The sequence below is a fragment of the Defluviitalea raffinosedens genome (assembly GCF_016908775.1).
Lineage (GTDB): Bacteria > Bacillota > Clostridia > Lachnospirales > Defluviitaleaceae > Defluviitalea > Defluviitalea raffinosedens.
Genome location: NZ_JAFBEP010000004.1, coordinates 1 through 22041, shown reverse-complemented (window position 1 = coordinate 22041; position 22041 = coordinate 1). Strand labels below are relative to the sequence as shown.

The 22041-nt window shown below is 35.2% G+C and carries 19 protein-coding genes; 13 read left to right on the top strand and 6 right to left on the bottom strand.

Annotated features, from left to right (window positions below):
- Positions 1 to 4: 4 nt before the first annotated feature.
- The 3 genes from JOD07_RS04405 to JOD07_RS04395 are packed head-to-tail and all read left to right on the top strand — an operon-like array spanning position 5 to position 2463.
- Positions 5 to 991 (top strand): branched-chain amino acid ABC transporter permease, encoded by a 987-nt coding sequence (locus JOD07_RS04405; RefSeq protein ID WP_204612657.1) that lies wholly within the window; start codon positions 5 to 7, stop codon positions 989 to 991.
- Positions 992 to 993: 2 nt separating this feature from the next.
- Positions 994 to 1752: an ABC transporter ATP-binding protein gene (locus tag JOD07_RS04400; RefSeq protein ID WP_158739015.1), complete on the top strand. Its 759-nt coding sequence runs from the start codon at positions 994 to 996 to the stop codon at positions 1750 to 1752.
- Positions 1753 to 1761: 9 nt separating this feature from the next.
- On the top strand, positions 1762 to 2463 hold the full coding sequence (locus JOD07_RS04395) for an ABC transporter ATP-binding protein (protein WP_158739016.1): 702 nt from the start codon (positions 1762 to 1764) through the stop codon (positions 2461 to 2463).
- 23 nt (positions 2464 to 2486) lie between these two features.
- Here the strand turns inward: JOD07_RS04395 and JOD07_RS04390 are convergent, their stop codons facing one another.
- Positions 2487 to 3128 carry a CBS and ACT domain-containing protein gene (locus JOD07_RS04390; RefSeq protein WP_158739017.1) on the bottom strand — a complete coding sequence of 214 codons (642 nt, stop codon included), beginning with the start codon at positions 3126 to 3128 and terminating at the stop codon, positions 2487 to 2489.
- Positions 3129 to 3317: 189 nt separating this feature from the next.
- Between JOD07_RS04390 and JOD07_RS04385 the strand changes: the two genes are divergently transcribed.
- The 8 genes from JOD07_RS04385 (at position 3318) to JOD07_RS04350 (ending at position 14597) form a co-directional block, all read left to right on the top strand.
- Positions 3318 to 3515 carry a hypothetical protein gene (locus tag JOD07_RS04385; protein WP_204612493.1) on the top strand — a complete coding sequence of 66 codons (198 nt, stop codon included), beginning with the start codon at positions 3318 to 3320 and terminating at the stop codon, positions 3513 to 3515.
- A 111-nt stretch (positions 3516 to 3626) separates the two neighbouring features.
- Positions 3627 to 5609: a fructose-1,6-bisphosphatase gene (locus JOD07_RS04380; RefSeq protein ID WP_158739019.1), complete on the top strand. Its 1983-nt coding sequence runs from the start codon at positions 3627 to 3629 to the stop codon at positions 5607 to 5609.
- Between the two features lie 351 nt (positions 5610 to 5960).
- Positions 5961 to 7391 (top strand): tRNA (N6-isopentenyl adenosine(37)-C2)-methylthiotransferase MiaB, encoded by a 1431-nt coding sequence (gene miaB / locus JOD07_RS04375; RefSeq protein WP_158739020.1) that lies wholly within the window; start codon positions 5961 to 5963, stop codon positions 7389 to 7391.
- Positions 7392 to 7435: 44 nt separating this feature from the next.
- Positions 7436 to 10054 (top strand): DNA mismatch repair protein MutS, encoded by a 2619-nt coding sequence (gene mutS / locus JOD07_RS04370; RefSeq protein ID WP_204612655.1) that lies wholly within the window; start codon positions 7436 to 7438, stop codon positions 10052 to 10054.
- A gap of 12 nt (positions 10055 to 10066) precedes the next feature.
- Positions 10067 to 11941 carry a DNA mismatch repair endonuclease MutL gene (mutL, locus tag JOD07_RS04365; RefSeq protein WP_204612491.1) on the top strand — a complete coding sequence of 625 codons (1875 nt, stop codon included), beginning with the start codon at positions 10067 to 10069 and terminating at the stop codon, positions 11939 to 11941.
- Between the two features lie 13 nt (positions 11942 to 11954).
- Positions 11955 to 12902, top strand: a complete 948-nt coding sequence (gene miaA, locus JOD07_RS04360) for a tRNA (adenosine(37)-N6)-dimethylallyltransferase MiaA (protein ID WP_243429245.1) — start codon at positions 11955 to 11957, stop codon at positions 12900 to 12902.
- Positions 12903 to 12954: 52 nt separating this feature from the next.
- On the top strand, positions 12955 to 13200 hold the full coding sequence (hfq, locus tag JOD07_RS04355; protein WP_158739022.1) for an RNA chaperone Hfq: 246 nt from the start codon (positions 12955 to 12957) through the stop codon (positions 13198 to 13200).
- 110 nt (positions 13201 to 13310) lie between these two features.
- Positions 13311 to 14597, top strand: a complete 1287-nt coding sequence (locus JOD07_RS04350) for a methionine gamma-lyase family protein (protein WP_204612487.1) — start codon at positions 13311 to 13313, stop codon at positions 14595 to 14597.
- A gap of 33 nt (positions 14598 to 14630) precedes the next feature.
- Here JOD07_RS04350 and JOD07_RS04345 read toward each other — a convergent pair whose 3' ends face one another.
- A complete protein-coding gene (locus JOD07_RS04345) occupies positions 14631 to 16592 on the bottom strand; it encodes an NAD(+) synthase (protein ID WP_158739024.1) in 1962 nt (653 codons plus the stop codon).
- Positions 16593 to 16624: 32 nt separating this feature from the next.
- Positions 16625 to 17236: a transcriptional repressor LexA gene (gene lexA / locus JOD07_RS04340; RefSeq protein WP_158739025.1), complete on the bottom strand. Its 612-nt coding sequence runs from the start codon at positions 17234 to 17236 to the stop codon at positions 16625 to 16627.
- 168 nt (positions 17237 to 17404) lie between these two features.
- Between lexA and yneA the strand changes: the two genes are divergently transcribed.
- Positions 17405 to 17722, top strand: a complete 318-nt coding sequence (gene yneA / locus JOD07_RS04335; RefSeq protein WP_158739026.1) for a cell division suppressor protein YneA — start codon at positions 17405 to 17407, stop codon at positions 17720 to 17722.
- Between the two features lie 164 nt (positions 17723 to 17886).
- On the opposite strand, the gene JOD07_RS04330 is transcribed toward yneA, so the two are convergent.
- Positions 17887 to 18957: a tyrosine-type recombinase/integrase gene (locus JOD07_RS04330; protein ID WP_204612478.1), complete on the bottom strand. Its 1071-nt coding sequence runs from the start codon at positions 18955 to 18957 to the stop codon at positions 17887 to 17889.
- A gap of 249 nt (positions 18958 to 19206) precedes the next feature.
- Here JOD07_RS04330 and JOD07_RS04325 point away from each other — a divergent pair, with 249 nt between their 5' ends.
- Positions 19207 to 19920, top strand: a complete 714-nt coding sequence (locus JOD07_RS04325; RefSeq protein WP_204612476.1) for a DUF421 domain-containing protein — start codon at positions 19207 to 19209, stop codon at positions 19918 to 19920.
- Here JOD07_RS04325 and JOD07_RS04320 read toward each other — a convergent pair.
- Positions 19917 to 20648, bottom strand: coding sequence for a tRNA 2-thiocytidine biosynthesis TtcA family protein (locus JOD07_RS04320; protein ID WP_180322424.1), 732 nt, complete (start codon positions 20646 to 20648; stop codon positions 19917 to 19919). The genes JOD07_RS04325 and JOD07_RS04320 overlap by 4 nt on opposite strands.
- A gap of 99 nt (positions 20649 to 20747) precedes the next feature.
- Positions 20748 to 21752 carry a tyrosine-type recombinase/integrase gene (locus JOD07_RS04315; RefSeq protein ID WP_204612474.1) on the bottom strand — a complete coding sequence of 335 codons (1005 nt, stop codon included), beginning with the start codon at positions 21750 to 21752 and terminating at the stop codon, positions 20748 to 20750.
- Positions 21753 to 22041: the final 289 nt, after the last annotated feature.

The window sequence follows — 22041 nt, the reverse complement described above, 5'->3', positions numbered from 1 at the left end:
CAGAATGAAAAATAGATTAAAGTCATATTTCATAAACATCGGAGCTATCATAGTTATTTACGCTTTGTTAACTCTGCTCATGAAGACAGGAATCATCAATAGTTATTACGAAGTTATTGTAATAAGTATTGGTATCAATATTATTTTAGCTGTGAGTTTAAACTTGGCTACAGGGTATTTAGGTCAGCTTGCTTTAGGCCATGCAGGCTTTATGGCAGTTGGTGCTTATGTTTCAGCAATATGTACTGCGCATATGAATTTGCCTGATACGCTTCAACTCATTGTTTCTTTGCTAATAGGTGGAATCGTTGCAGGAATTTTTGGTATTCTTGTAGGGGTACCTGCGCTTAGGTTAAAAGGCGATTATCTTGCTATTATTACTTTAGCTTTTGGAGAAATTATCAGAGTAATTATTTTAAATTTAAAAATCACTGGCGGAGCAAGAGGATTAAAAGGAATTCCATTGCTTACGAGCTTTAATTCTGTATATTGGATTACAGTCATTATTGTAGCAATCATATATACTTTAATTAATTCGAGACATGGACGGGCTATTATTTCTATTCGTGAAGATGAAATTGCGGCTGAGTCAGTTGGTATACCTACAACTTTTTATAAGAATTTCGCTTTTTCATTAGCTGCCCTTTTTGCAGGAATTGGTGGTGGATTATATGCCCATTATTATACTGTTTTGGACCCGGGAAGTTTTGATTTTATGAGATCTATAGAAATACTGATTTTTGTCGTATTAGGTGGCATGGGAAGTTTAACGGGCTCAATAGTAGCGGCAATTGTTTTAACGATTTTGCCGCAGTTATTAATTGATTTTGCAGATTGGCGTATGCTGATTTATTCCATTATACTTGTAATTATGATGATCTTTAGACCGGAAGGTCTTTTCGGCAAAAAAGAGTTTTCTCTTATGGGATTGTTGAATATAAAGCAGAAAGCAATAAATACTACTCCTAATAGCCATGGAAGGAGTGAATAGCTATGGCATTGCTAGAAACTAAGGACTTAGGGATTACTTTTGGTGGATTAAGAGCAGTTGGAGATTTTAACATAAAGATTGAAGAACAGCAACTTATGGGGCTAATTGGACCTAATGGTGCCGGAAAAACTACTGTTTTTAATTTACTTACAGGAGTATATCTTCCAACAGAAGGCATTATTAATCTAGATGGGGAGAATATTGTCGGGAAAAAGCCTTATGAAATCGTACAGAAGGGTATTTCAAGGACATTTCAGAACATAAGATTGTTTAAAGATTTGTCCGTTATTGACAATGTTAAGATGGCCTTCCATCATAAGATGAAATACTCAATTGGTGCGGGGATATTTAGACTGCCTTCATATTGGAAGGAAGAAAAGGAAATTCACGAAAAAGCATTAGAATTATTAAAACTTTTTGATATGGATCAAGCAGCCTATCTAACAGCAAAAAATCTTCCTTATGGCCAGCAAAGAAAATTAGAAATTGCAAGAGCTTTAGCGGCAGATCCTAAATTGCTGTTACTTGACGAGCCTGCAGCAGGAATGAATCCTAATGAAACAAAAGAGTTAATGGAAACCATTCATTTTATTCGAGACAAATTTAAAATAGCCATACTGCTTATTGAGCATGATATGAGTTTGGTTATGGGAATTTGTGAAAAAATAGTTGTAATTGATTATGGAATGATTATTGCAACTGGTACTCCTGAGGAAATCAAGAAAAATAAGAAAGTTATCGGGGCTTACTTAGGAGAGTAGGAGGTAAAAATGCTAACAGTAAATGGAATCAATGTATATTATGGAGCAATACATGCTATTAAAGACGTTTCTTTTCATGTTGATGAAGGAGAAATCGTAACTTTAATTGGTGCCAATGGCGCAGGTAAGACCACAATTCTTCATACAATTTCCGGATTGTTAAGGGCAAAAACCGGAGAAATTAAATTTCAAAATCAATCGATCAATAAAATTGAACCCCATGAAATATTAAAAATGGGAATTGCTCATGTACCAGAAGGACGAAGAATTTTTGCACAAATGACTGTATTGGAAAATTTGCAAATGGGCGCTTATACCAGAAATAATAAAGAAGAAACAAATAATATGATTGAAATGGTGTTTGAAAAGTTTCCTCGCTTAAAAGAAAGGATTAATCAGTTGGCAGGTACCATGAGTGGTGGAGAACAACAGATGCTTGCCATTGGCAGAGCATTGATGTCTAAGCCAAAACTTTTATTAATGGATGAGCCTTCAATGGGATTGGCACCTATTTTAGTTCAGGAAATTTTTAATATCATTCAGGAGATCAATGCAGCCGGAACTACCATATTACTGGTTGAGCAAAATGCCAATATGGCTTTATCCATTGCTAACAGGGCTTATGTTCTCGAAACCGGAAAAGTCGTTTTAGAAGGAAATGCTAAAGAACTTCTTGGAAATGAAAATGTTAGAAAAGCTTATTTAGGCTAAAAAAGAAGGCATATGCCTTCTTTTTATTTTTTGATTATTGATAAAATATTATATCCTCGATTTTGCAAGGAAGCAATCAAATCATCGACATCCGTTGTATTCAAACGAATAATGATTTCACTTTGACCTTCTTTTACAGAATAATTGCTGACGTGTTGAATATTGATACCGTATTGCTTAATAATACTTGCAATATCTGCTAAGGTACCTAATTCATCTTTTACTTCAAGAGAAATTCTGGTTCCAGGATCATTGGCTCCAAGGAACTCAATAAAGGCATCAAATATGTCTGTACGGGTTAAGATTCCAACAAGTTCATTGTTATCTATAACAACCGGAAGGGAACCTATATCGTTACTTCTTAATATAACAGCTGCTTCTTCAATGAGCATATCCGGATTTACTGTAATTACGTCAGTAATCATTATATCTTTAACCTTTGTTTTTGAAAGAAGATAATTTATTTCATAGACACTTAAAGAAGTGGCTTTGGATGGGCTAACTTCAGTAAGAACTTTTTCTGTAACAAGGCCAACTAATTTGCCGTCTCTAACTACAGGAAGCTGAGAATAGCCATGTTCCATCATTAAATTAAATGCCTTAGAAATAGAAGCATCTTCGGTGATCGTAATTACATTGGTATTCATTCTGTTTTTAACATACATAGCAATGCCCCCAATCGTAATATGTAATTTAATTTTTTAAAGGGTTATTTATATTATATCACAAATTGCTCTATTATAATAGAAAATTATTTCAATATACATAAAATTTTTACGGTAAACTGTAATTTTCTTCTTTATGAATAGTAATGATGGATTATTGTTATGATAATGTTAAAAGGAGATGATCACTTGAATAATAATACTTTGGAAAGTTTAAAAGAAATGTATGAACAAGGTTACCGATGTATCCGTACAGAAAATGAAAACGGTACAATGAAAATATATCTTAAAAATTTTGAAACCGAAAAAACAGATACAATTTTTACAAATAATCAGGAAGAGATGAGTCAAATTAGTCAGTACATTCATTCTGTAAGAGAAGGATAAAGGACTACAAAAGTAGTTCTTTTTTTATGCAGGATAATTTTATTAACTCTTTTATGTTATAATCTAATTGTAAGAGCTGATGTAAAGATTGAATGGAAAGAAGGAATTGACATGTCTTATACAGATCAAGATTTAAAATATTTAGAACTTCTATCAACCAAGTATCCGACCATTGCATCTGCATGCAAAGAAATAATTAATTTGAAAGCCATTCTAAATCTTCCCAAAGGCACAGAACATTTCTTAACGGATATTCACGGAGAGTATGAAGCATTTAATCATGTTTTAAAAAATGGTTCAGGGGTTATAAAACAAAAAATTAATGAGATATTCGGAAATACTTTAAGTCAAAAGGATATAAAAAGTCTTTCAACACTGATCTATTATCCTGAGCAAAAACTAGAAATCATTTTAAAAGAGGAGCAAAATATTGAAGACTGGTTCAAAATTACTTTATACAGGCTGGTTGAAATTTGCAGATACGTGTCATCAAAATATACCCGCTCAAAAGTAAGAAAAGCGCTGCCTGAGGATTTTTCGTATATCATAGAAGAACTTTTACATGAGCAATCCGACAGACAGGATAAGGAAGAGTATTACAGTGAAATCATCAAAACCATCATATCCGTGGGAAGGGCCAAAGAATTTATCATTGCTTTATCTAAGCTGATTCAGAGATTGGTGATCGACAGGTTACATATTATCGGTGATATATATGACAGAGGCCCGGGAGCCCATCTTATAATGGATACCTTGATGAATTATCATTCTGTAGATATCCAATGGGGCAACCATGATATCGTTTGGATGGGGGCAGCAGCAGGAAGCGAAGCATGTATTGCCAATGTTCTTAGAATATGTTGCAGATATTCCAATTTAGATACAGTTGAAGACGGTTATGGTATTAACATACTGCCTTTGGCTACGTTTGCTATGGAGCATTATAAAGATGACGAATGTTTAGCCTTCATGCCTAAAGCTATTGATCAAGATGCCAATGAAAAAGATGCTAAACTGATTGCAAAAATGCATAAAGCGATTGCAATGATTCAATTTAAGCTGGAAGGAGAAATCATTAAAAGGCGCCCATATTTTAATATGGATGAGAGACTTTTGCTCCATAAAATCGATTATAAAGAAGGGGTAATTACGCTAAACGGTAAAACGTATAAATTAAAAGATACTTATTTTCCGACAATTGACCCCAGTAATCCTTATCAACTGATGCCTGAAGAAAAAGAACTGATTGAGAAGCTTAAATCTTCTTTTCTAAATAGTGAAAAGCTTCAAAGCCATGTAAGGTTTCTTCTTTCTAATGGAAGTATGTATCTAAAGTATAATTCTAATTTATTATATCATGGCTGTATTCCTTTAAATAAAGACAAAACCTTTAAAAAAGTAAAATTAGATGCCTCAGGAAAAGAATACAGCGGTAAAAGTCTGTTAGACCGGCTGGATGTTTTGGTACGAGAAGCTTATTTTAATAAAAATGATCCAGAAGCCAAATTATACGGTATGGATATCATATGGTATTTATGGAATGGAAGCGATTCTCCTCTATATGGAAAGGATAAAATGGCAGTATTTGAAAGATATTTTATAGAAGAGAAGGAAACTCATATAGAGAGAAAATTTTATTACTACGAACTAATGGATGAGAAAGTTTGCAATATGATTTTTGAAGATTTTGGGCTTGATCCCAAAACGTCGCATATCATAAACGGCCATGTACCTGTGCGTATTAAAAAAGGCGAAAGTCCCATAAGAGCCAATGGAAAACTTTTGGTCATAGATGGAGGTTTTTCAAAGGCTTATCAGGCTTATACAGGCATTGCCGGCTATACACTCATATATAATTCATATGGCCTTCTATTGGTATCCCATGAACCTTTCGAATCTACGATTAAGGCGATTCAAGAAGAAAAAGATATTCTTTCTACTTATGAAATCTTGGAACAGGAAGCAGAAAGGAAAAGAGTCAAAGATACAGATAACGGAAAAAAATTATTTGCACAAATCTGTGATATTGAAATGCTTTTAGATGCATACCGCAAGGGACTTATTAAAGAGAAACTGGCAAAACAGGTAGTGTGATAACGTATTACAACCAAAGGCATTTGTGAAAGTGTATATCGAAGTATTGTTTCTTTTATATGGATTTAATATTTTTAGATTCTCTATCTCTTAGAGAATCTTTTTTTATAATATAGGAAATTCCTCCAGATTTCCTATATCAAAAAAACTCCGGGCAGAATGCACGCTCGTGCGTATTGAATTTTGTAAGATTTGCCGACTAGGCTCGGTGCGAGAGTCCTAAGGCCGCAATTCTTTCTTGGGAAAGTTTGAATGATCATACTCCAATTTGTATGATGACTTGCAATTATTTGTTCGATTATGTAAAATTAACTTTAAGGCATACAAGACTATTAAGGAGGATTCATATAGATGAGTAAAAGACCGACACCATGTATCGTGACATCTGAGGAAGCACTACGACAAGAGGAAATCATTAAGCAATTAAGGAATGATAATGATCTTATTAAAGCAAGAACAGGAAAGCAAAAGTATTATTATATTTCTACCTTTGGCTGCCAAATGAACGCTCACGATTCAGAAAAATTAGAGGGGATGTTGGAGCAAATTGGCTATATGAAAGCTGAAGAAGAAGAAAAAGCAGATTTTATCATATACAATACTTGTTGTGTAAGAGAAAACGCAGAGCAAAAAGTATATGGTAAACTGGGCTATCTAAAGCATCTAAAAGACAAGAATGAAGATCTGATTATTGCCATGTGCGGTTGCATGATGCAGCAGGAAGAGGTTCTAAATACCATCAGGACAAAGTATAAACATGTTGATATCATTTTTGGTACATTTAATTTGTATAAAATGCCGGAACTTCTTCAAACCTATTTAGAGACTAAGCGAACTGTCATTGATATTTGGAAAGAGCATAAGGAAATTGTTGAAGATCTCCCCAGCATAAGAAAGCATAAATTTAAAGCCAGTGTCAATATTATGTACGGGTGTAATAATTTCTGTACCTATTGTATTGTTCCTTATGTCAGAGGAAGAGAAAGAAGCCGTAAGCCAGAAGATATTCTAAAAGAAATCGAAGATTTGGTGGCAGATGGCGTGAAAGAAATCATGCTCCTCGGACAGAATGTTAATTCCTATGGAAAGACTTTAGAAGATAAAGTAACGTTTGCACAACTTATTAGAAAAGTCAATGAGATAGAAGGATTAAAACGTATAAGATTTATGACATCTCATCCAAAAGACCTTTCCGATGAGCTTATTGAAGCTATGAGAGATTGTGACAAGGTATGCAAATCTTTACATCTTCCATTCCAGGCAGGCAGTACCAAGATTCTTAAAGCCATGAATAGAAGATATACAAAAGAGCAGTATCTTGATTTGGCGAAAAAAATTCAGCGTGAAATTCCTAATATTGCTTTGACAACAGATATCATTGTAGGCTTTCCGGGAGAAACAGAGGAAGATTTTGAAGATACACTGGATATTGTAAGACAAGTTCAATTCAGTGGAGCCTATACTTTTATATATTCCAAACGAACGGGTACCCCTGCAGCGGTAATGGAAGAACAGGTTCCTGAAGAGGTTTCAAGCAGGAGATTTAACAAACTCCAGGAAGTGCTTCGTCCTATTATTACTGAAAAAAGTCAGGCATTGCATGGTAAAACTCTCGAAATATTAGTTGAAGACTTAAGTAAAAATGATGAGAAATTGCTTACCGGACGTACTGAGTCTGGTCATTTGGTTCATTTTGAAGGGGATTCGTCATTAATCGGAGAATTTATCAATGTAGAGATTACAGAAGCTAAAACTTACTATTTAATTGGTCAAAGAGTATAAAGGAAATGCAAGTATGGAGGGAAGGTAAATTGCCACTTACACCAATGATGCAGCAGTATTTAGAGACAAAGAAAAAATGTGAAGGCTGCCTTTTATTTTTTCGTTTAGGAGACTTTTATGAAATGTTCTTTGAAGATGCCCTTACGGCGTCCAGAGAATTAGAAATTACTTTAACAGGAAGAGACTGTGGATTGGAGGAACGGGCACCTATGTGCGGCGTTCCTTATCATTCTGCAGAAACTTATATCAATAAACTTGTGGAAAAAGGATATAAGGTTGCAATTTGTGAGCAGGTAGAAGACCCAAAAGCAGCAAAAGGAATTGTCAAAAGGGAAATCATAAGAATTGTAACTCCAGGTACATTAATAGATACCAACGTATTAGAGGAAGGAAAAAATAATTATTTAATGAGCATTTACTCAGATACGAATTCTTATGGAATTGCAGTGGTGGATATTACAACAGGAGAATTTCGGGTAACTGAAATCGTTGGCAGTGGTATTCAAAAGAAACTTATGGAAGAGATCGCTAAATACAATCCTGCAGAATTAATTTGTAATAAAGATTTTACAAACTTTCAAAGTTTAATCGAGGAAATTAAAAACAGATTCCATACATTTATTAATGAATATAATGAATGGAGTTTTGATTACGAAACGGCGTACAAAAGGTTGTGTGAACATTTTCATGTCCATCACCTGGATGGGTTGGGATTAAAAGAATTCTCCTCTGGAATCTCAGCATCCGGTGCTTTATTAGAATATTTAAATGATACACAGAAAGTGAATTTAGGCCATGTTGTAGAGATTACACCATATTATATCGAAGAATATATGCGGCTGGATATTTCCTCAAGAAGAAATCTAGAATTAACAGAAACCCTAAGAGAAAAATCCAGAAAAGGTTCGCTCCTTTGGGTACTGGATCGAACCAAAACAGCTATGGGGGCAAGACTTCTTAGAAAATGGCTGGAACAGCCTCTTTTGGATGTCAAGCAAATAAGAAAACGCTTAGATGGCGTAGAGGAATTTAAAAATAATGCTATTCTTAGAGAAGAATTAAAAGAGCTTTTAAACGGAATATATGATCTGGAAAGATTAATGAGCAAGGTGATCTATGGAACTGTCAACGGACGGGATTTAATTGCTTTAAAAAATTCTATTTCATTACTGCCCCATATTAGAACATTGCTTTCTGAATGCAGCTCACAGTATCAAAAAGAAATATGCAATCAATTGGATACATTAGAGGATATATACGCGCTCATAGACCGGGCGATTATTGATGAACCGCCTGTTTCTATCCGAGAGGGGGATATCATCAAAGAAGGCTATCATCCGGAAGTGGACAGGCTTAGAAAAGCGAAAAGAGAAGGCAAGCAGTGGATTGCGGCATTAGAAAGCGAAGAAAAAGAAAAAACCGGGATTAAAAACTTAAAGATCAAATATAATAAAGTTTTCGGTTACTTTATTGAAATAACAAAATCTAATTTTGATTCGGTTCCTGACCGATACATTAGAAAGCAAACTTTGGCCAATGCGGAACGATACATTACGCCAGAATTAAAAGAACTAGAAGAAACCGTCCTGGGTGCAGAAGAAAAAGTAATGGAACTGGAATATCAGCTTTTTGTTGAAGTAAGAGAACATATCAGTGGTGAAGTAGAGAGAATTCAAAGAGCAGCCAAGCAAATTGCTGTGATTGATGTTCTTCAGTCTCTGGGAGAAGTAGCAGATAAGCAGAACTATGTAAAACCAGTAGTCACTGAAAAAGATACGATTGACATCAAGAACGGCAGGCATCCGGTTGTAGAAAAAATGATGCCAATGGAACAGTTTATTTCCAATGATACCTATTTAGATGAGAATGAGAATAGATTGGCAATCATTACAGGTCCCAATATGGCCGGGAAATCCACTTATATGAGGCAAGTTGCATTGATTGTATTAATGGCACAGATTGGGAGTTTTATTCCTGCGGAAAGTGCAGAAATAGGGATTGTAGACCGAATCTTTACCCGAGTTGGCGCTTCTGATGATTTAGCTTCAGGACAAAGTACTTTTATGGTGGAAATGTCCGAAGTGGCCAATATCCTTCATAATGCAACCCATAAAAGCCTTCTGATACTGGATGAAATCGGCAGAGGAACCAGTACATTCGATGGATTAAGCATTGCCTGGGCAGTGATCGAATATATCAGTGATAAGAGTAAAATAGGTGCCAAAACTTTATTTGCCACCCACTATCATGAGCTTACTGAGTTAGAAGGGAAACTGTCAGGAGTAAAAAATTACTGTATTGATGTAATGGAAAAAGGAGACAATATCATTTTCCTGAGAAAGATCAAGCGTGGAGGAGCGGACCACAGTTACGGGATTCAGGTGGCAAAATTAGCAGGACTGCCGGGTGAAGTTATCGATAGAGCCAAAATTATATTATCCCAATTGGAAGAAGCAGATATCAATAAACCTGCACAAAATATCACAGTTCAAGATCCAAAAGCCAAAAAGGAGAATGCTCATCCGACTCAACTGGATTTATTTTCAACTGCTCAAAATGAATTTATCCAGGATATAGCAAATATCGATGTATTGAATATGACACCTATGGATGCTATGCAAAAACTCTATGATATGATAAAAAAAGCCAAGACACTGATCTAATGAGGTGATTTTTTGAATCCAATACACAAATTGGACGAGCATACCATTAATAAGATTGCTGCAGGGGAAGTGGTTGAAAGACCAGCTTCTGTAGTGAAGGAACTTATAGAAAATTCAATAGATGCTCGGGCCAGTGCAATTACTGTAGAGATTAAAGACGGGGGGATCTCCCTTATTCGAATTACCGATAATGGCGTAGGGATTCCTAAAGATCAAGTCACTACTGCTTTTTTAAGACATACGACCAGCAAGATTTATAAAGTGGAAGATTTAAATCATATCGATTCTCTGGGATTCAGAGGAGAAGCTTTAGCAAGCATTGCTGCCGTATCACAGTTAGAAATGATTACAAAGGTTGTAGGTGATGTCACTGGCAAACGAGTTGAAATCCATGGAGGACAATTGAAAGCAGAACAGGAAATAGGATGTCCTGAAGGCACTACATTGATTGTAAAAAATTTATTCTACAATGTGCCTGCCAGAAAAAAGTTCTTAAAGAAGCCTTCTACGGAAGGGTCCTATATTAGCGATATTGTTTATAAAACTGCTCTTGGACATCCGGAAGTATCCTTTAAATATATTAACAATAACTCGATTGTATTTCATACCTCAGGAAACAATGATTTAAGAAATGCTGTTTTTAATGTATATGGAAAAGAAGTCATAAAAAAGATGATTTCAATTGAAGAGAAGAATAATAACTTAAAAATAACAGGATTAATAGGTAAACCCGAGGTGAATCGTGCCAACAGGTCATACGAGAATTTCTACATCAACGGACGATACATTAAAAGTAAAATCCTTGAGTCTGCAGTGGAAGAAGCCTATAAAACTCTTCTTCCCATTAATAAATTTCCTGTGGTGGTTCTTCATATTTATATTGATCCGAATAAAATCGATGTGAATGTGCATCCTACCAAAGTGGAAGTACGTTTTCGTGATGAGGAAGAGATTTATTATTTTGTTGTGGAATCGATTCGAAAGAATTTAAAACAGGAAGATTTGATTCCAAAAGTGACTTGGGAAACTCCTAAAAAAGAAAAACTATTTCAAACTGAGGTTATACAGGGAAAACTGCCTGAACCCTTTGAGATTAAAAGAAATATTTCATTTTCTGAGGAGACTATAAAGCAAGAACCATCTAAAGATTTTACAAAAGATACATTAGGTGATATAAAAGAGTCCAATGATGGATATACTCCTAAAGCCCCTTCTCATTCAGACGAGATCTTGAAAGTTAAAGAAGACATATCTGCTATAAGTATAAATAATGAAAAAGAAGCTTTATCGGAACCAAAGTCTATTCCAAAACATTATACCATTATAGGGCAGGTTTTTAAAACTTATTGGATCGTAGAACAAGAGGGAATGATGTATGTTGTGGACCAGCATGCCGCCCATGAAAGAATACTTTATGAGAAGTTTATGAACAGTTTTAAATCAGGTAATATTCATTCTCAAACTTTGCTTCAGCCTCTGGTAATTAATGTTTCGCCCAAGGAAAAAGAAGTTATAGAAGACAACAGACAATTGTTTGCAGATTTTGGATTTGAAATCGAAGAATTTGGGGACTTGAGTTACGTAATTCGTGCCCTGCCTATGCTATTTGACGGTCCTGTGGACAGTGGGTTTTTCTTGGATATAGTAGATGCGTTTTTAAATGATGAACACATTCAAAATGCCTATGATATGAAGTTAAATACCATTGCAACTTTTTCCTGTAAAAGTGCTGTAAAAGCCAAGGATAAGCTAAGTTATGCAGAGAGCAGGGCTTTGATTGAAGAGCTATTTACCCTTGAAAATCCCTATACATGTCCCCACGGAAGACCAACGATCATATCGATGAGCCAATATGAACTGGAAAAAAAGTTTAAGAGGGTTCAGTAAAATGGAGGAAAAAATGAAAAAACCATTAATTGTTATCGCAGGTCCCACTGCCTCAGGGAAAACAAAGATCTCTATTGAGCTGGCAAAGAGAATTCATGGAGAAATCATATCGGGGGACTCTATGCAGGTTTATAAATATATGGATATCGGCACAGCTAAGCCCACAAAAGAAGAAATGGATGGAGTTCCCCATTATTTGATTGATGAAATAGATCCGAAAGAAGATTTCAGTGTAGCCATTTTTCAGCAAAAAGCAAAGAAATATATGAAGAAAATTTATGAAAATCATCATATACCTATATTAGCAGGAGGAACTGGATTCTATATCCAAGCTTTAGTTTACGATATTAATTTTATGGAAACTAATGTGGATGTCGAATATCGTAATCGATTACAAGAGTTGGCAAATGCAGAAGGCAATGATTATATCCATCAAATGCTAAAGAAAGTAGATCCGGTTTCTGCTGCCACGATTCATCCCAATAACTTAAAAAGAGTTATTCGCGCCTTGGAATATTATCATCAGACCCATGAGCCAATTTCTAAGCACAATGAAAGGGAAAAAGCGAAAGAAAGTCCTTATCATACGGCGTTTTTCTGTTTAACAATGGATAGAGACACTTTATACCGTAGAATTGATCAACGGGTGGATCTGATGATTCAATCAGGGCTGGTAGATGAAGTAAAAGGGCTACTGGATAAAGGGTATTCCCCCCATCTTGTATCCATGCAGGGGCTGGGCTATAAAGAATTGGTTCAATATCTTGAAGGTAAAATATCCCTTGAGGAAGCGATCTATATTATAAAAAGAGATACAAGACATTTTGCAAAAAGACAGTTAACATGGTTCAGAAGACAGGAAGATCCTTACTGGATTGATGTTGAGGCAATGGACTTTGATATAGAGAAAATTGTACTGAATATGATAAATTATATTGAAGAAATTGGTATAATCATATAAAATAGGGATATAGATACATACATTACTTAAATATAAAGAGGAGTGGATTACGGTGAGCAAAGCGATCAATCTTCAAGACGTTTTCTTGAATCAAGTTCGAAAAGAAAAAATCATGGTTACAGTTTTTTTAACCAATGGATTTCAATTAAAAGGATTAGTTAAAGGGTTTGATAACTTTATTCTTATATTAGATAGTGAAGGAAAACAACAGATGATTTATAAACACGCAATTTCTACAATTGTACCTGCTAAACCAATTTCTTTTAATTATAATCAGGATAAAAGTGATGAAGAATAATAAAGTGTATATATAATAAAAAGGACGATTTCGTCCTTTTTATTGTGTATACTTTTTTTATTATATATGATAGAATATCTTCGAAATTAAAAAAGGAGAGACTTAATACAATGGCAGAATCTATTGAGCAAATACTATCTGAAAAATTCGGACTAAATTCGAAGGTTATTGATTTTTGTTTCAATATTGAGAAAGAAATAGAATCTCAATTCAAAAACATTGATGCTATTGCAGAATACAACCAATTAAAAGTATTGCATGCTATGCAAAAGAATAAACTTAGTGATGTTCATTTTGCAGCAACCACTGGATACGGTTATAATGACCTTGGCAGAGATACAGTGGAAAACATTTATGCAGATGTATTTAGAACGGAAGCAGGACTTGTTCGTCCTCAACTGATGTCCGGTACCCACGCCCTTACTGTGGCTCTGTTTGGAAACTTAAGACCAGGAGATGAACTCCTATCTCCAGTTGGTAAACCCTATGATACCCTGGAAGGAGTTATAGGGATTCGAGAAACCAGAGGTTCTCTTAAAGAATATGGAGTCATTTACAAGCAAGTAGAATTAAAAGATGGTAGATTTGATTATGAGCGCATTGAAAAAGCAATTACCCCTAAGACAAAAATGGTAACTATTCAGCGTTCAAAAGGTTATACCTGGAGACCTACCTTGTCCGTAGAACAAATTAAAGAATTGATTGCGTTTATTAAAAATATCCGATCAGATATTATCTGCATGGTTGACAATTGCTACGGGGAATTTGTAGACTATCTGGAACCAACAGAAGTAGGAGCGGACCTAGTTGTAGGGTCACTTATTAAGAATCCGGGAGGCGGCATTGCCCCTATCGGAGGATATATCGTTGGTAAAGAAGAATATGTAGAAAATGCAGCAGTGCGCCTGACAGCTCCGGGCTTGGGAAAAGAAGTGGGAGCAACATTGGGGTTAAATCAGCCTGTGCTTCAGGGGCTTTTCTTTGCGCCTCAAGTAGTTTCAGGAAGCTTAAAAGGAGCTGTTTTTGCATCAAAAATCTTTGAAACCTTAGGATTTGATGTCATGCCCACATCTACTGAAAAAAGGTATGATATCATTCAGGCTATACAGATGAAAAATCCAGAAAACCTTATTGCCTTTTGTCAAGGTATTCAAAAAGGTTCTCCTGTAGATAGTTATGTTGTGCCGGAACCTTGGGACATGCCTGGATATGATTGTCCAGTCATAATGGCAGCCGGTGCTTTTGTGCAGGGTTCATCTATTGAACTCAGTGCCGACGCACCTATTAAACCCCCTTATACGGTATTTTTGCAAGGAGGACTGTCCTGGCATCATGCTAAAATAGGCATCATGATGGCGGTACAAAAAATGGTTAATCAAGGATTGTTACATATATAATGTATAATGAAAAATGAGAATGGATATCCATTCTCATTTTTTTATACCGTTAATCATTTCTTCAATTTCATCCAACCATATCCTTGAAGAAGCATCGCTGGGCATTCTCCAGTCTCCTCTGGGAGAGAGGGAAACTGAACCGACTTTGGGGCCATCTGGAAGACATGAACGCTTAAACTGCTGGGAAAAGAATCTTCTGTAGAAAACTTTCATCCATTTTAAAATCGTCTCACGGTTATATTTTTCCTTAAAGGCATGTTCAGCCAGGTAAAGTATCTTAGAAGGAGAAAATCCAAAGCGAACAACATAATACAAAAAGAAATCATGCAGTTCATAAGGTCCTACAATGTCTTCTGTTTTTTGATCAATGTCTCCGTCTTCTGTAGGAGGAAGAAGCTCGGGACTGACAGGTGTATTTAAAATATCTATTAAGGTGGCTTTTGCATTTGCATCGATTTTGGTCTCGGCAATCCAAGAAATCAGACTTCGAACCAAGGTCTTTGGAACACTTCCATTAACGCCATACATGGACATATGATCTCCATTGTATGTAGCCCACCCAAGGGCCAGTTCGGAAAGATCTCCGGTGCCGATTACAAGACCGCCTTCTTTATTGGCAATATCCATTAAAATTTGTGTTCGTTCTCTTGCCTGAGTATTTTCATATGTGGCATCATGAACAGAAGGATCATGTCCAATATCTTTGAAATGTTGCATACAGGCATCGGCAATAGGAATCTCACGAATGGTAACTCCTAAATTTCTCATTAAATCAAGAGCGTTGTTGTAGGTTCTATCGGTAGTACCAAAGCCTGGCATAGTTATTCCAAAAATATTTTTACGATCCATATTCAATTGATCAAAAGCAGCAACACAAACCAGTAGGGCAAGAGTGGAGTCTAATCCGCCTGAGATACCTACAACAGCGGTTTTAGCACCTGTATGCTCCAGGCGCTTCTTAAGTCCATTAACTTGAATAGAAAAAATTTCCTTGCATCGAAGCTCTCTGGACTCCCGATTGGAAGGTACAAAAGGGTGAGGATCGATGGATCTTGTTAAATGAGGTATCGTCTCTGAGGATAAACAAAATGGAATCATTCTGTATTTGTTTGAATAATTCATATGGCTACCAATTAAACTCATAAAACTTGATGATCTCCTGCGTTCTGCGGCCAAGCGTTCCAAGTCCAGTTCACTGAATATAAGAGAAGTATCTTCCGCAAAAGGCGGTCTCTCTTTAAGGAGGATGCCATTTTCAAAAATCATGGAATGACCTCCGAAAACGATGTCTGTAGTGGATTCGCCGTAATCACAAGAAGCATAAACATATCCTGCCATGCATCGAGCAGATTGCTGTCCAATCAGGTTCTTTCTGTAATCACTTTTTCCAACGGCTTCATTGCTGGCAGAAAGGTTTAAAATAAGAGAAGCTCCGTGAAGGCATTGAAAGGAACTGGGTGGGATAGGCGTCCATACATCTTCACATATTTCAACGCCAATGCAAAGAGACGGATTCTCCTTGCTTCTAAATAAAAGGTCGGTACCAAAAGGAACAGTTTGATCGCAAATTTCTATTTCATCACTAATTCTGCTAAAAGAGGATGAAAACCATCTTCGCTCATAAAATTCTCCATGGTTGGGAATAGAGGTTTTTGGGACAACCCCTAAGATTTTTCCATGAAGCAGCAGTACTGCACAGTTAAAAAGCTGTTCATCCGCAGCTATTGGCATACCGACTACAATCAACATATTCAGATGATGAGAGTAGTCTAAAATACGCTGCAAGGCTTTCTTGGCTTCTTCTAAAAGAATTCCTTGTTCAAATAAATCTCCACAAGTATATCCTGTAATACATAATTCCGGATATACCAGTATTTGAACCTTATTTTTTTTAGCGCTTTCAATGAGTTGAATGATTTCATCCGTATTCTTTTTACAGTCACAAACCGTTACCTTGGGTACAGCGGCTCCAATTCTGATAAATCCATTATTCATACTGTCAACTCCTAAAAGATCTAATACTTTAATTAAAATTTCCTGAACAATCCTATGACTTTACCAAGTATGGTAACATCCCGAACAATGATGGGATTCATTGCAGAATTTTCCGGCTGTAAACGAATATGGTCTTTTTCTCTAAAGAAACGTTTTACAGTGGCGGAATCTTCAATTAAGGCGACAACAATATCACCGTTTTCGGCACTGCTTTGTTTTCTGACTAAAACCAGGTCATTGTTGAAGATGCCTGCTTCAATCATACTATCTCCCTGTATATGCAGCATATATACTGTATCGTTTTTTACATATTCTACAGGAAGTGGAAAATAGTCTTCTATGTTCTCTACTGCAAGAATGGGCTGTCCGGCAGTAACTTTACCCACGATAGGAACATTAACCAGTTCATGGCGTATTTCGTAAAATGAATCATCTAATATTTCAATAGCTCTTGGCTTTGTAGGATCTCTGCGAATCATACCCTTTTTTTCTAAACGGTTGAGATGACCATGAACTGTTGAAGTAGATTTTAAATTCACAGCATCACATATTTCTCTAACTGAAGGCGGATAACCCTTGGTTTTAATTTCTTTCTTTAAGTATTCCAATATTTCTCTCTGTTTTTCACCAATTTTAATACTCATATAGTCACCTCGCTCTGTAATATGGTTTATTATAGCATATACCTTATAAAATATCAAAACTAATGTTCGATAGCAAGGGTAAAAATGATCCCCCCAAAACTATAAAAATATTGACATAGAATGTATGTTCGCATATAATAATTACAAACAGATGTTCGGAGGGGTTCTATGTTAAGGATAAAGTCATTTCAAAGGTATCGTTTCATATTGTTACTTATATTCTTTATCTGTGTATTTCAGTTTATTGCAGTCATTATATATAGTTCTACAGAGAAAGAACATATTAGAAAGAATCCAATTCAGAAATACGAACAAGTACATATTCAAAAAGGTGATACACTCTGGAATATTGCCCAACAATATAAACCTGACCATCAAAGTCTCAATCAATATGTATCTACCATCATGGAATTTAATCATATGAAATCGGATAAAATTTATGCAGGAGACAAAATTGTCATACCAGTTTACAAGGCCGGAAACTAAAAATCAATCTATTTTGTAATAATTATATTATTTATAAACAACGCCCAGATATAAATTTGTTCTGGGCCTTAATTTTATTTCACAGCAAAAGCGATCGTTCTGTGCATCGGATGATTTTTGAAATACAGCCTGGCGATATAAGTTATAACTTTTATCATGGGCAGTTATAATTTTCTTAACTTTACTGCTCTTGCTGCAGATCTTCTTCTCTGGTCATCGATTTGTGCGTAATGTTTTCGGGTAGTATTGACATCTTTATGGCCTAATACATCTGCTACGAGGTAGATGTCTCCTGTTTCTTGATACAAATTGGTTCCATAAGTACTTCTCAATTTATGAGGAGATATTTTTTTAATGGTAGTGACTAAAGACGCATATTTTTTAACCAGATTCTGAACGGATCGGACAGAAATGCGTTGATTTTGAAGGGATAGAAAAAGAGCGTCTTCATGGCCGGGCTTTGGTTGCTTTTTATTTCTTTCTGCTAAATAATTTTGCAAAGCTTCTTCTACCTCTTCTCCAAAGTAAATCACCATTTCATTGCCGCCTTTACGGGTAATTTTTAAACCATTTACATCAAAATCAATATCCTTTATATCTAATCCAACACATTCAGATACACGAATTCCTGTTCCAAGTAAAACAGTGATAAGGGCTAAGTCCCGCGCCTTTGTGTAATTATGATATCTTTTTTGAGTGGCGGTGAGTTTTTCGCCGCTTTCTATTTCATCTAATAATTTTGCCACTTCATCAATTTCCAGGCGGATAATATTTTTTTCATGAATTTTAGGCATTTCTACCAGGCTGGAAGGATTTCCATTGATTTTTCTTTTTTTATGAAAATATGTATAGAATGTGCGAATGGCAGCCAGTTTTCTTGCCTTACCCCGCTCATCATTTTGGTATTCAATGATTTTATGTGGATTTTGAGGATGGGGTTTTTTATAATAGGTGACATATTCCAAAAACATTTCAATATGATCTGGTGTTATTTCTTCCAGGTCTTTTAAACATAACTCATTTATTGATTTATTTTTCAGAGTGGGGTGGATTTCTAAGATGTATTCAAAAAATATTCTTAAATCATAAGCATAACCTATTCTGGTTTTGGGGGAAGTAACAGGTTCTATTCCACGGAAAAATTCATAAGCAAAGGGCGGAAGCTGGGAGAGAAGTTCCCTAAGCCTTAGCGTATTTTTTTGTTTTTGTTGTTCGTGATAACTTAAATCTGCCATAGAATCACACTCCAAAGATTTGTATGTATAAAAATATTATACAAATAGATGTTCGATATGGCAAATTAAAATATGATGTTAGATTTTTTTCTTCTTTTGGAGATAATAAATTATAAGAATACATGCAATGATAAATACTATTGTAAGCAAGGCTTGCAGCCATAATGACATATTTTTCCCTCCGAAGTAACTTAGTGAATTATGGTTATTATCTGCAGTAAATATTTTTTTATGTCTGGAGGTTGGAAATTGAAGGTTGTTGTTGAAATTATTATACAAACTTTGTTGGCTTTTTTCGGAATCTGGTTTATTGCAAGGCTTCTTGGAAGAAAGCAAATCGCACAGTTAACAGTATATGAGTATATCAATGGCATTACCTTTGGATCTATCGCAGCCACCCTGGCAACGGACTTAAATCAAAGAACATGGCATCACTTAATAGGATTATTCCTATTTGGGATTCTTACCTGGTGTATGTCCTATTTATCCATAAAAAGCAAAGAATTAGAGACGATATTCCAAGGGGAACCAATTATCGTTATTCAGCAAGGAAAAATATTAGAAGAAAATTTAAAAAGATGTTTATACAGTATTAATGATTTGCAGGAGCAGCTGCGTATCGGAAATGTATTTGATATAAAAGATGTAAAATATGCCATTGTAGAAAGTAATGGCAATTTAAGTATTATGAGATATGAAGATCAAGAGCCTGTTACTTTAAAGGATATAGGGCTTATGCCTGATAGTAGAGAACCTTTTACTGCAGTAATACTAAATGGGAAATTAATCCATAAAAATCTTAAGATCATGCACATCGATGAAAAATGGCTAAAAAAACAGCTTAACTTAAAGGGGATATCGGATTTTAAGGATGTAATGTATGCAGCAGTCAATAAGAATAAGCAAATATATATCGATGTTTTTAAAGATAATTTATCAGACAATGAAAAAACACCTTTTTAAGGTGTTTTTCTCTCGATATTCCAGCCATCGATAAAGGAACGTTGAATCGCGCCAAACATTCGGCTGTCGAAATGGTCATATTGTTTGCGAAGTTGTTTGATGAATATTTTCATATCTTCTCTCTTTGTTTTTCCATCTGCAGGACAAGGACTTTTTACAACGGGAAGTCCATATTTTCTGGAAAAAGAAATGACTTCTTTTTCAGGTGCGTAGATTAATGGACGTATAGAATGTAAATTAATATCTTCTAAATGGGTAACAGGAGAGAAAGTATGTATTCTTCCTTCATAAAACATAGAAAGAAGCAAAGTTTGAATCACATCATCCTTATTATGTCCAAGGGCGATTTTATTACAGCCCAGTTTCTTTGCCACATCGTATAATGCGGCTTTTCTCATTTTAGAACAAAGAGAGCAGGGGTTTTTTTCCTTTCGTTCCTGAAATATAATTTGACCGATATAGGTATCTTGAACCGTATATCTTACACCAATCTCATCACACATTTTCTTGACAGCTTCCAGATCGAAATTATCAAATCCCAGGGATATCGTAATGGCTTCCAATTCAAACTTTTCAGGATAAAATCTTTGAAGGCTTTTTAACGCCAGAAGAAGTGTTAAACTGTCTTTGCCCCCTGATATTCCAACAGCAATCCGATCCCCATCTTTGATCATATTGTAATCATCTACCGCACGGCGTACATAACTAAGTAACTTTTGCAATTTCATGATTTCATGTTCCTTCCGATCAAATTTATCTTCAATTTAGACTTTTTCATTATATCTGTCTCATCATTCCGATTCAAGTTACATGTATTATCCGGAGTATTATATTTTTATAGGTATAAAATCTGTTGCGGTTTCGTCTAGTTTCTTTAAATTATGCAGATACCTGGAAGGCGTAAGGAGGTTTTTCCAGCCAAATTGATCTTTTACTCTGTTGATATCGGCTCCATTCATTAATGCCAAGCTGGCAGAAGTGTGTCTGAACCAATGGGGAGTAACTTTCTTTCTGATACCTACATTTATTGCAGCTTGCTCCAGCAGCTTTCTGACATAGGAATACGATAGTCTCTGTCCATGAATATTTACAAAAAGAGGTTCTTGATTATTAGGATCCATTTCATAGGATAGGCCAAAGTCCCTTCTATACTGTACAATGTAAAACCATAAGTCTTTTCTTATTTTTACAACTCTCCAGTCCGCGCCTTTTCCTTTAATCCGCACCCCAATATTATTGGAGTGATCTAGATAAAAATCCCCCCAGTTAATAGAGAGAAGCTCATTGATTCTTAAGCCGGTAAAGAGCAGCATAACCCCTATTGTATAATTTCTATTAGAGAGAATTTTATCGTTACTGCTTGCTTTTAAAGATTTTAAGAGCAAATCCACTTCTTTCACGGAGAGGAACTTATGTTGATTTTTATTATCAAATTTGGGTTTCTTCAGAAGTCTAAAGGGATTTACTAAAAAATAGCCAGAATCTTTTCCAAAGGTATACAAACTGCTTATAGTGTTAATTCTTTGAGAAATGGTCGAGGGGGCAAGAGATTTACCATTTGCTTTAACATGCGCCTTCAGAGCTTGCTTATAATTGTTTGCGTTATATACTCCAACATCTCTAAGTTTTTCTATACCTAAACTATTGATGAATAATATGTACTCGTCTACAATTCTTCGATATGTCTTTCTTGAACTTTGAGCTTTTTGATCAAGCCATAATTCAATCAGCATTGAATCATCGGAAATATCACAATGAGCTGAATATTGATTGTTGTTATACAACAACTCATTGGAATCATATTGATCCTCTGAAATAATAGGTAAGTTCATAAAGTCACTTCCTTTTTTGTTTTGTAAATACAATTTTTAGTTTTTTATCTTCTCAATTTAGTTTACCACAGATCATTTTATAAGTACATACGTTTGGTGAAGAAAACCTAAACTTTATTACACTCAATTTTCGTAGAGTAATAATATATTAATTATTGTGAATCACACTATAAATAAAATATAAATATTTAAGGAATTATTTATATATTTATTATTTAACACATAACTATTAGTATTTAATGGAGTGTTAAAAACAAAACAGAGGAAAGGTAAAAATATAAAAGTATAA

Excerpts from the sequence above, each read along its gene's own strand:
- JOD07_RS04405 (WP_204612657.1), top strand. The coding sequence starts at position 5 with ATGAAAAATAGATTAAAGTCATATTTCATAAACATCGGAGCTATCATA.
- JOD07_RS04400 (WP_158739015.1), top strand. The coding sequence starts at position 994 with ATGGCATTGCTAGAAACTAAGGACTTAGGGATTACTTTTGGTGGATTA.
- JOD07_RS04395 (WP_158739016.1), top strand. The coding sequence starts at position 1,762 with ATGCTAACAGTAAATGGAATCAATGTATATTATGGAGCAATACATGCT.
- JOD07_RS04315 (WP_204612474.1), bottom strand. The coding sequence starts at position 21,752 with ATGAACTTACCTATTATTTCAGAGGATCAATATGATTCCAATGAGTTG.
- JOD07_RS04390 (WP_158739017.1), bottom strand. The coding sequence starts at position 3,128 with ATGTATGTTAAAAACAGAATGAATACCAATGTAATTACGATCACCGAA.
- JOD07_RS04345 (WP_158739024.1), bottom strand. The coding sequence starts at position 16,592 with ATGAATAATGGATTTATCAGAATTGGAGCCGCTGTACCCAAGGTAACG.
- miaB (WP_158739020.1), top strand. The coding sequence starts at position 5,961 with ATGAGTAAAAGACCGACACCATGTATCGTGACATCTGAGGAAGCACTA.
- lexA (WP_158739025.1), bottom strand. The coding sequence starts at position 17,236 with ATGAGTATTAAAATTGGTGAAAAACAGAGAGAAATATTGGAATACTTA.
- miaA (WP_243429245.1), top strand. The coding sequence starts at position 11,955 with ATGAAAAAACCATTAATTGTTATCGCAGGTCCCACTGCCTCAGGGAAA.
- yneA (WP_158739026.1), top strand. The coding sequence starts at position 17,405 with ATGTTAAGGATAAAGTCATTTCAAAGGTATCGTTTCATATTGTTACTT.
- JOD07_RS04350 (WP_204612487.1), top strand. The coding sequence starts at position 13,311 with ATGGCAGAATCTATTGAGCAAATACTATCTGAAAAATTCGGACTAAAT.
- JOD07_RS04330 (WP_204612478.1), bottom strand. The coding sequence starts at position 18,957 with ATGGCAGATTTAAGTTATCACGAACAACAAAAACAAAAAAATACGCTA.
- JOD07_RS04320 (WP_180322424.1), bottom strand. The coding sequence starts at position 20,648 with ATGAAATTGCAAAAGTTACTTAGTTATGTACGCCGTGCGGTAGATGAT.
- JOD07_RS04380 (WP_158739019.1), top strand. The coding sequence starts at position 3,627 with ATGTCTTATACAGATCAAGATTTAAAATATTTAGAACTTCTATCAACC.
- mutS (WP_204612655.1), top strand. The coding sequence starts at position 7,436 with ATGATGCAGCAGTATTTAGAGACAAAGAAAAAATGTGAAGGCTGCCTT.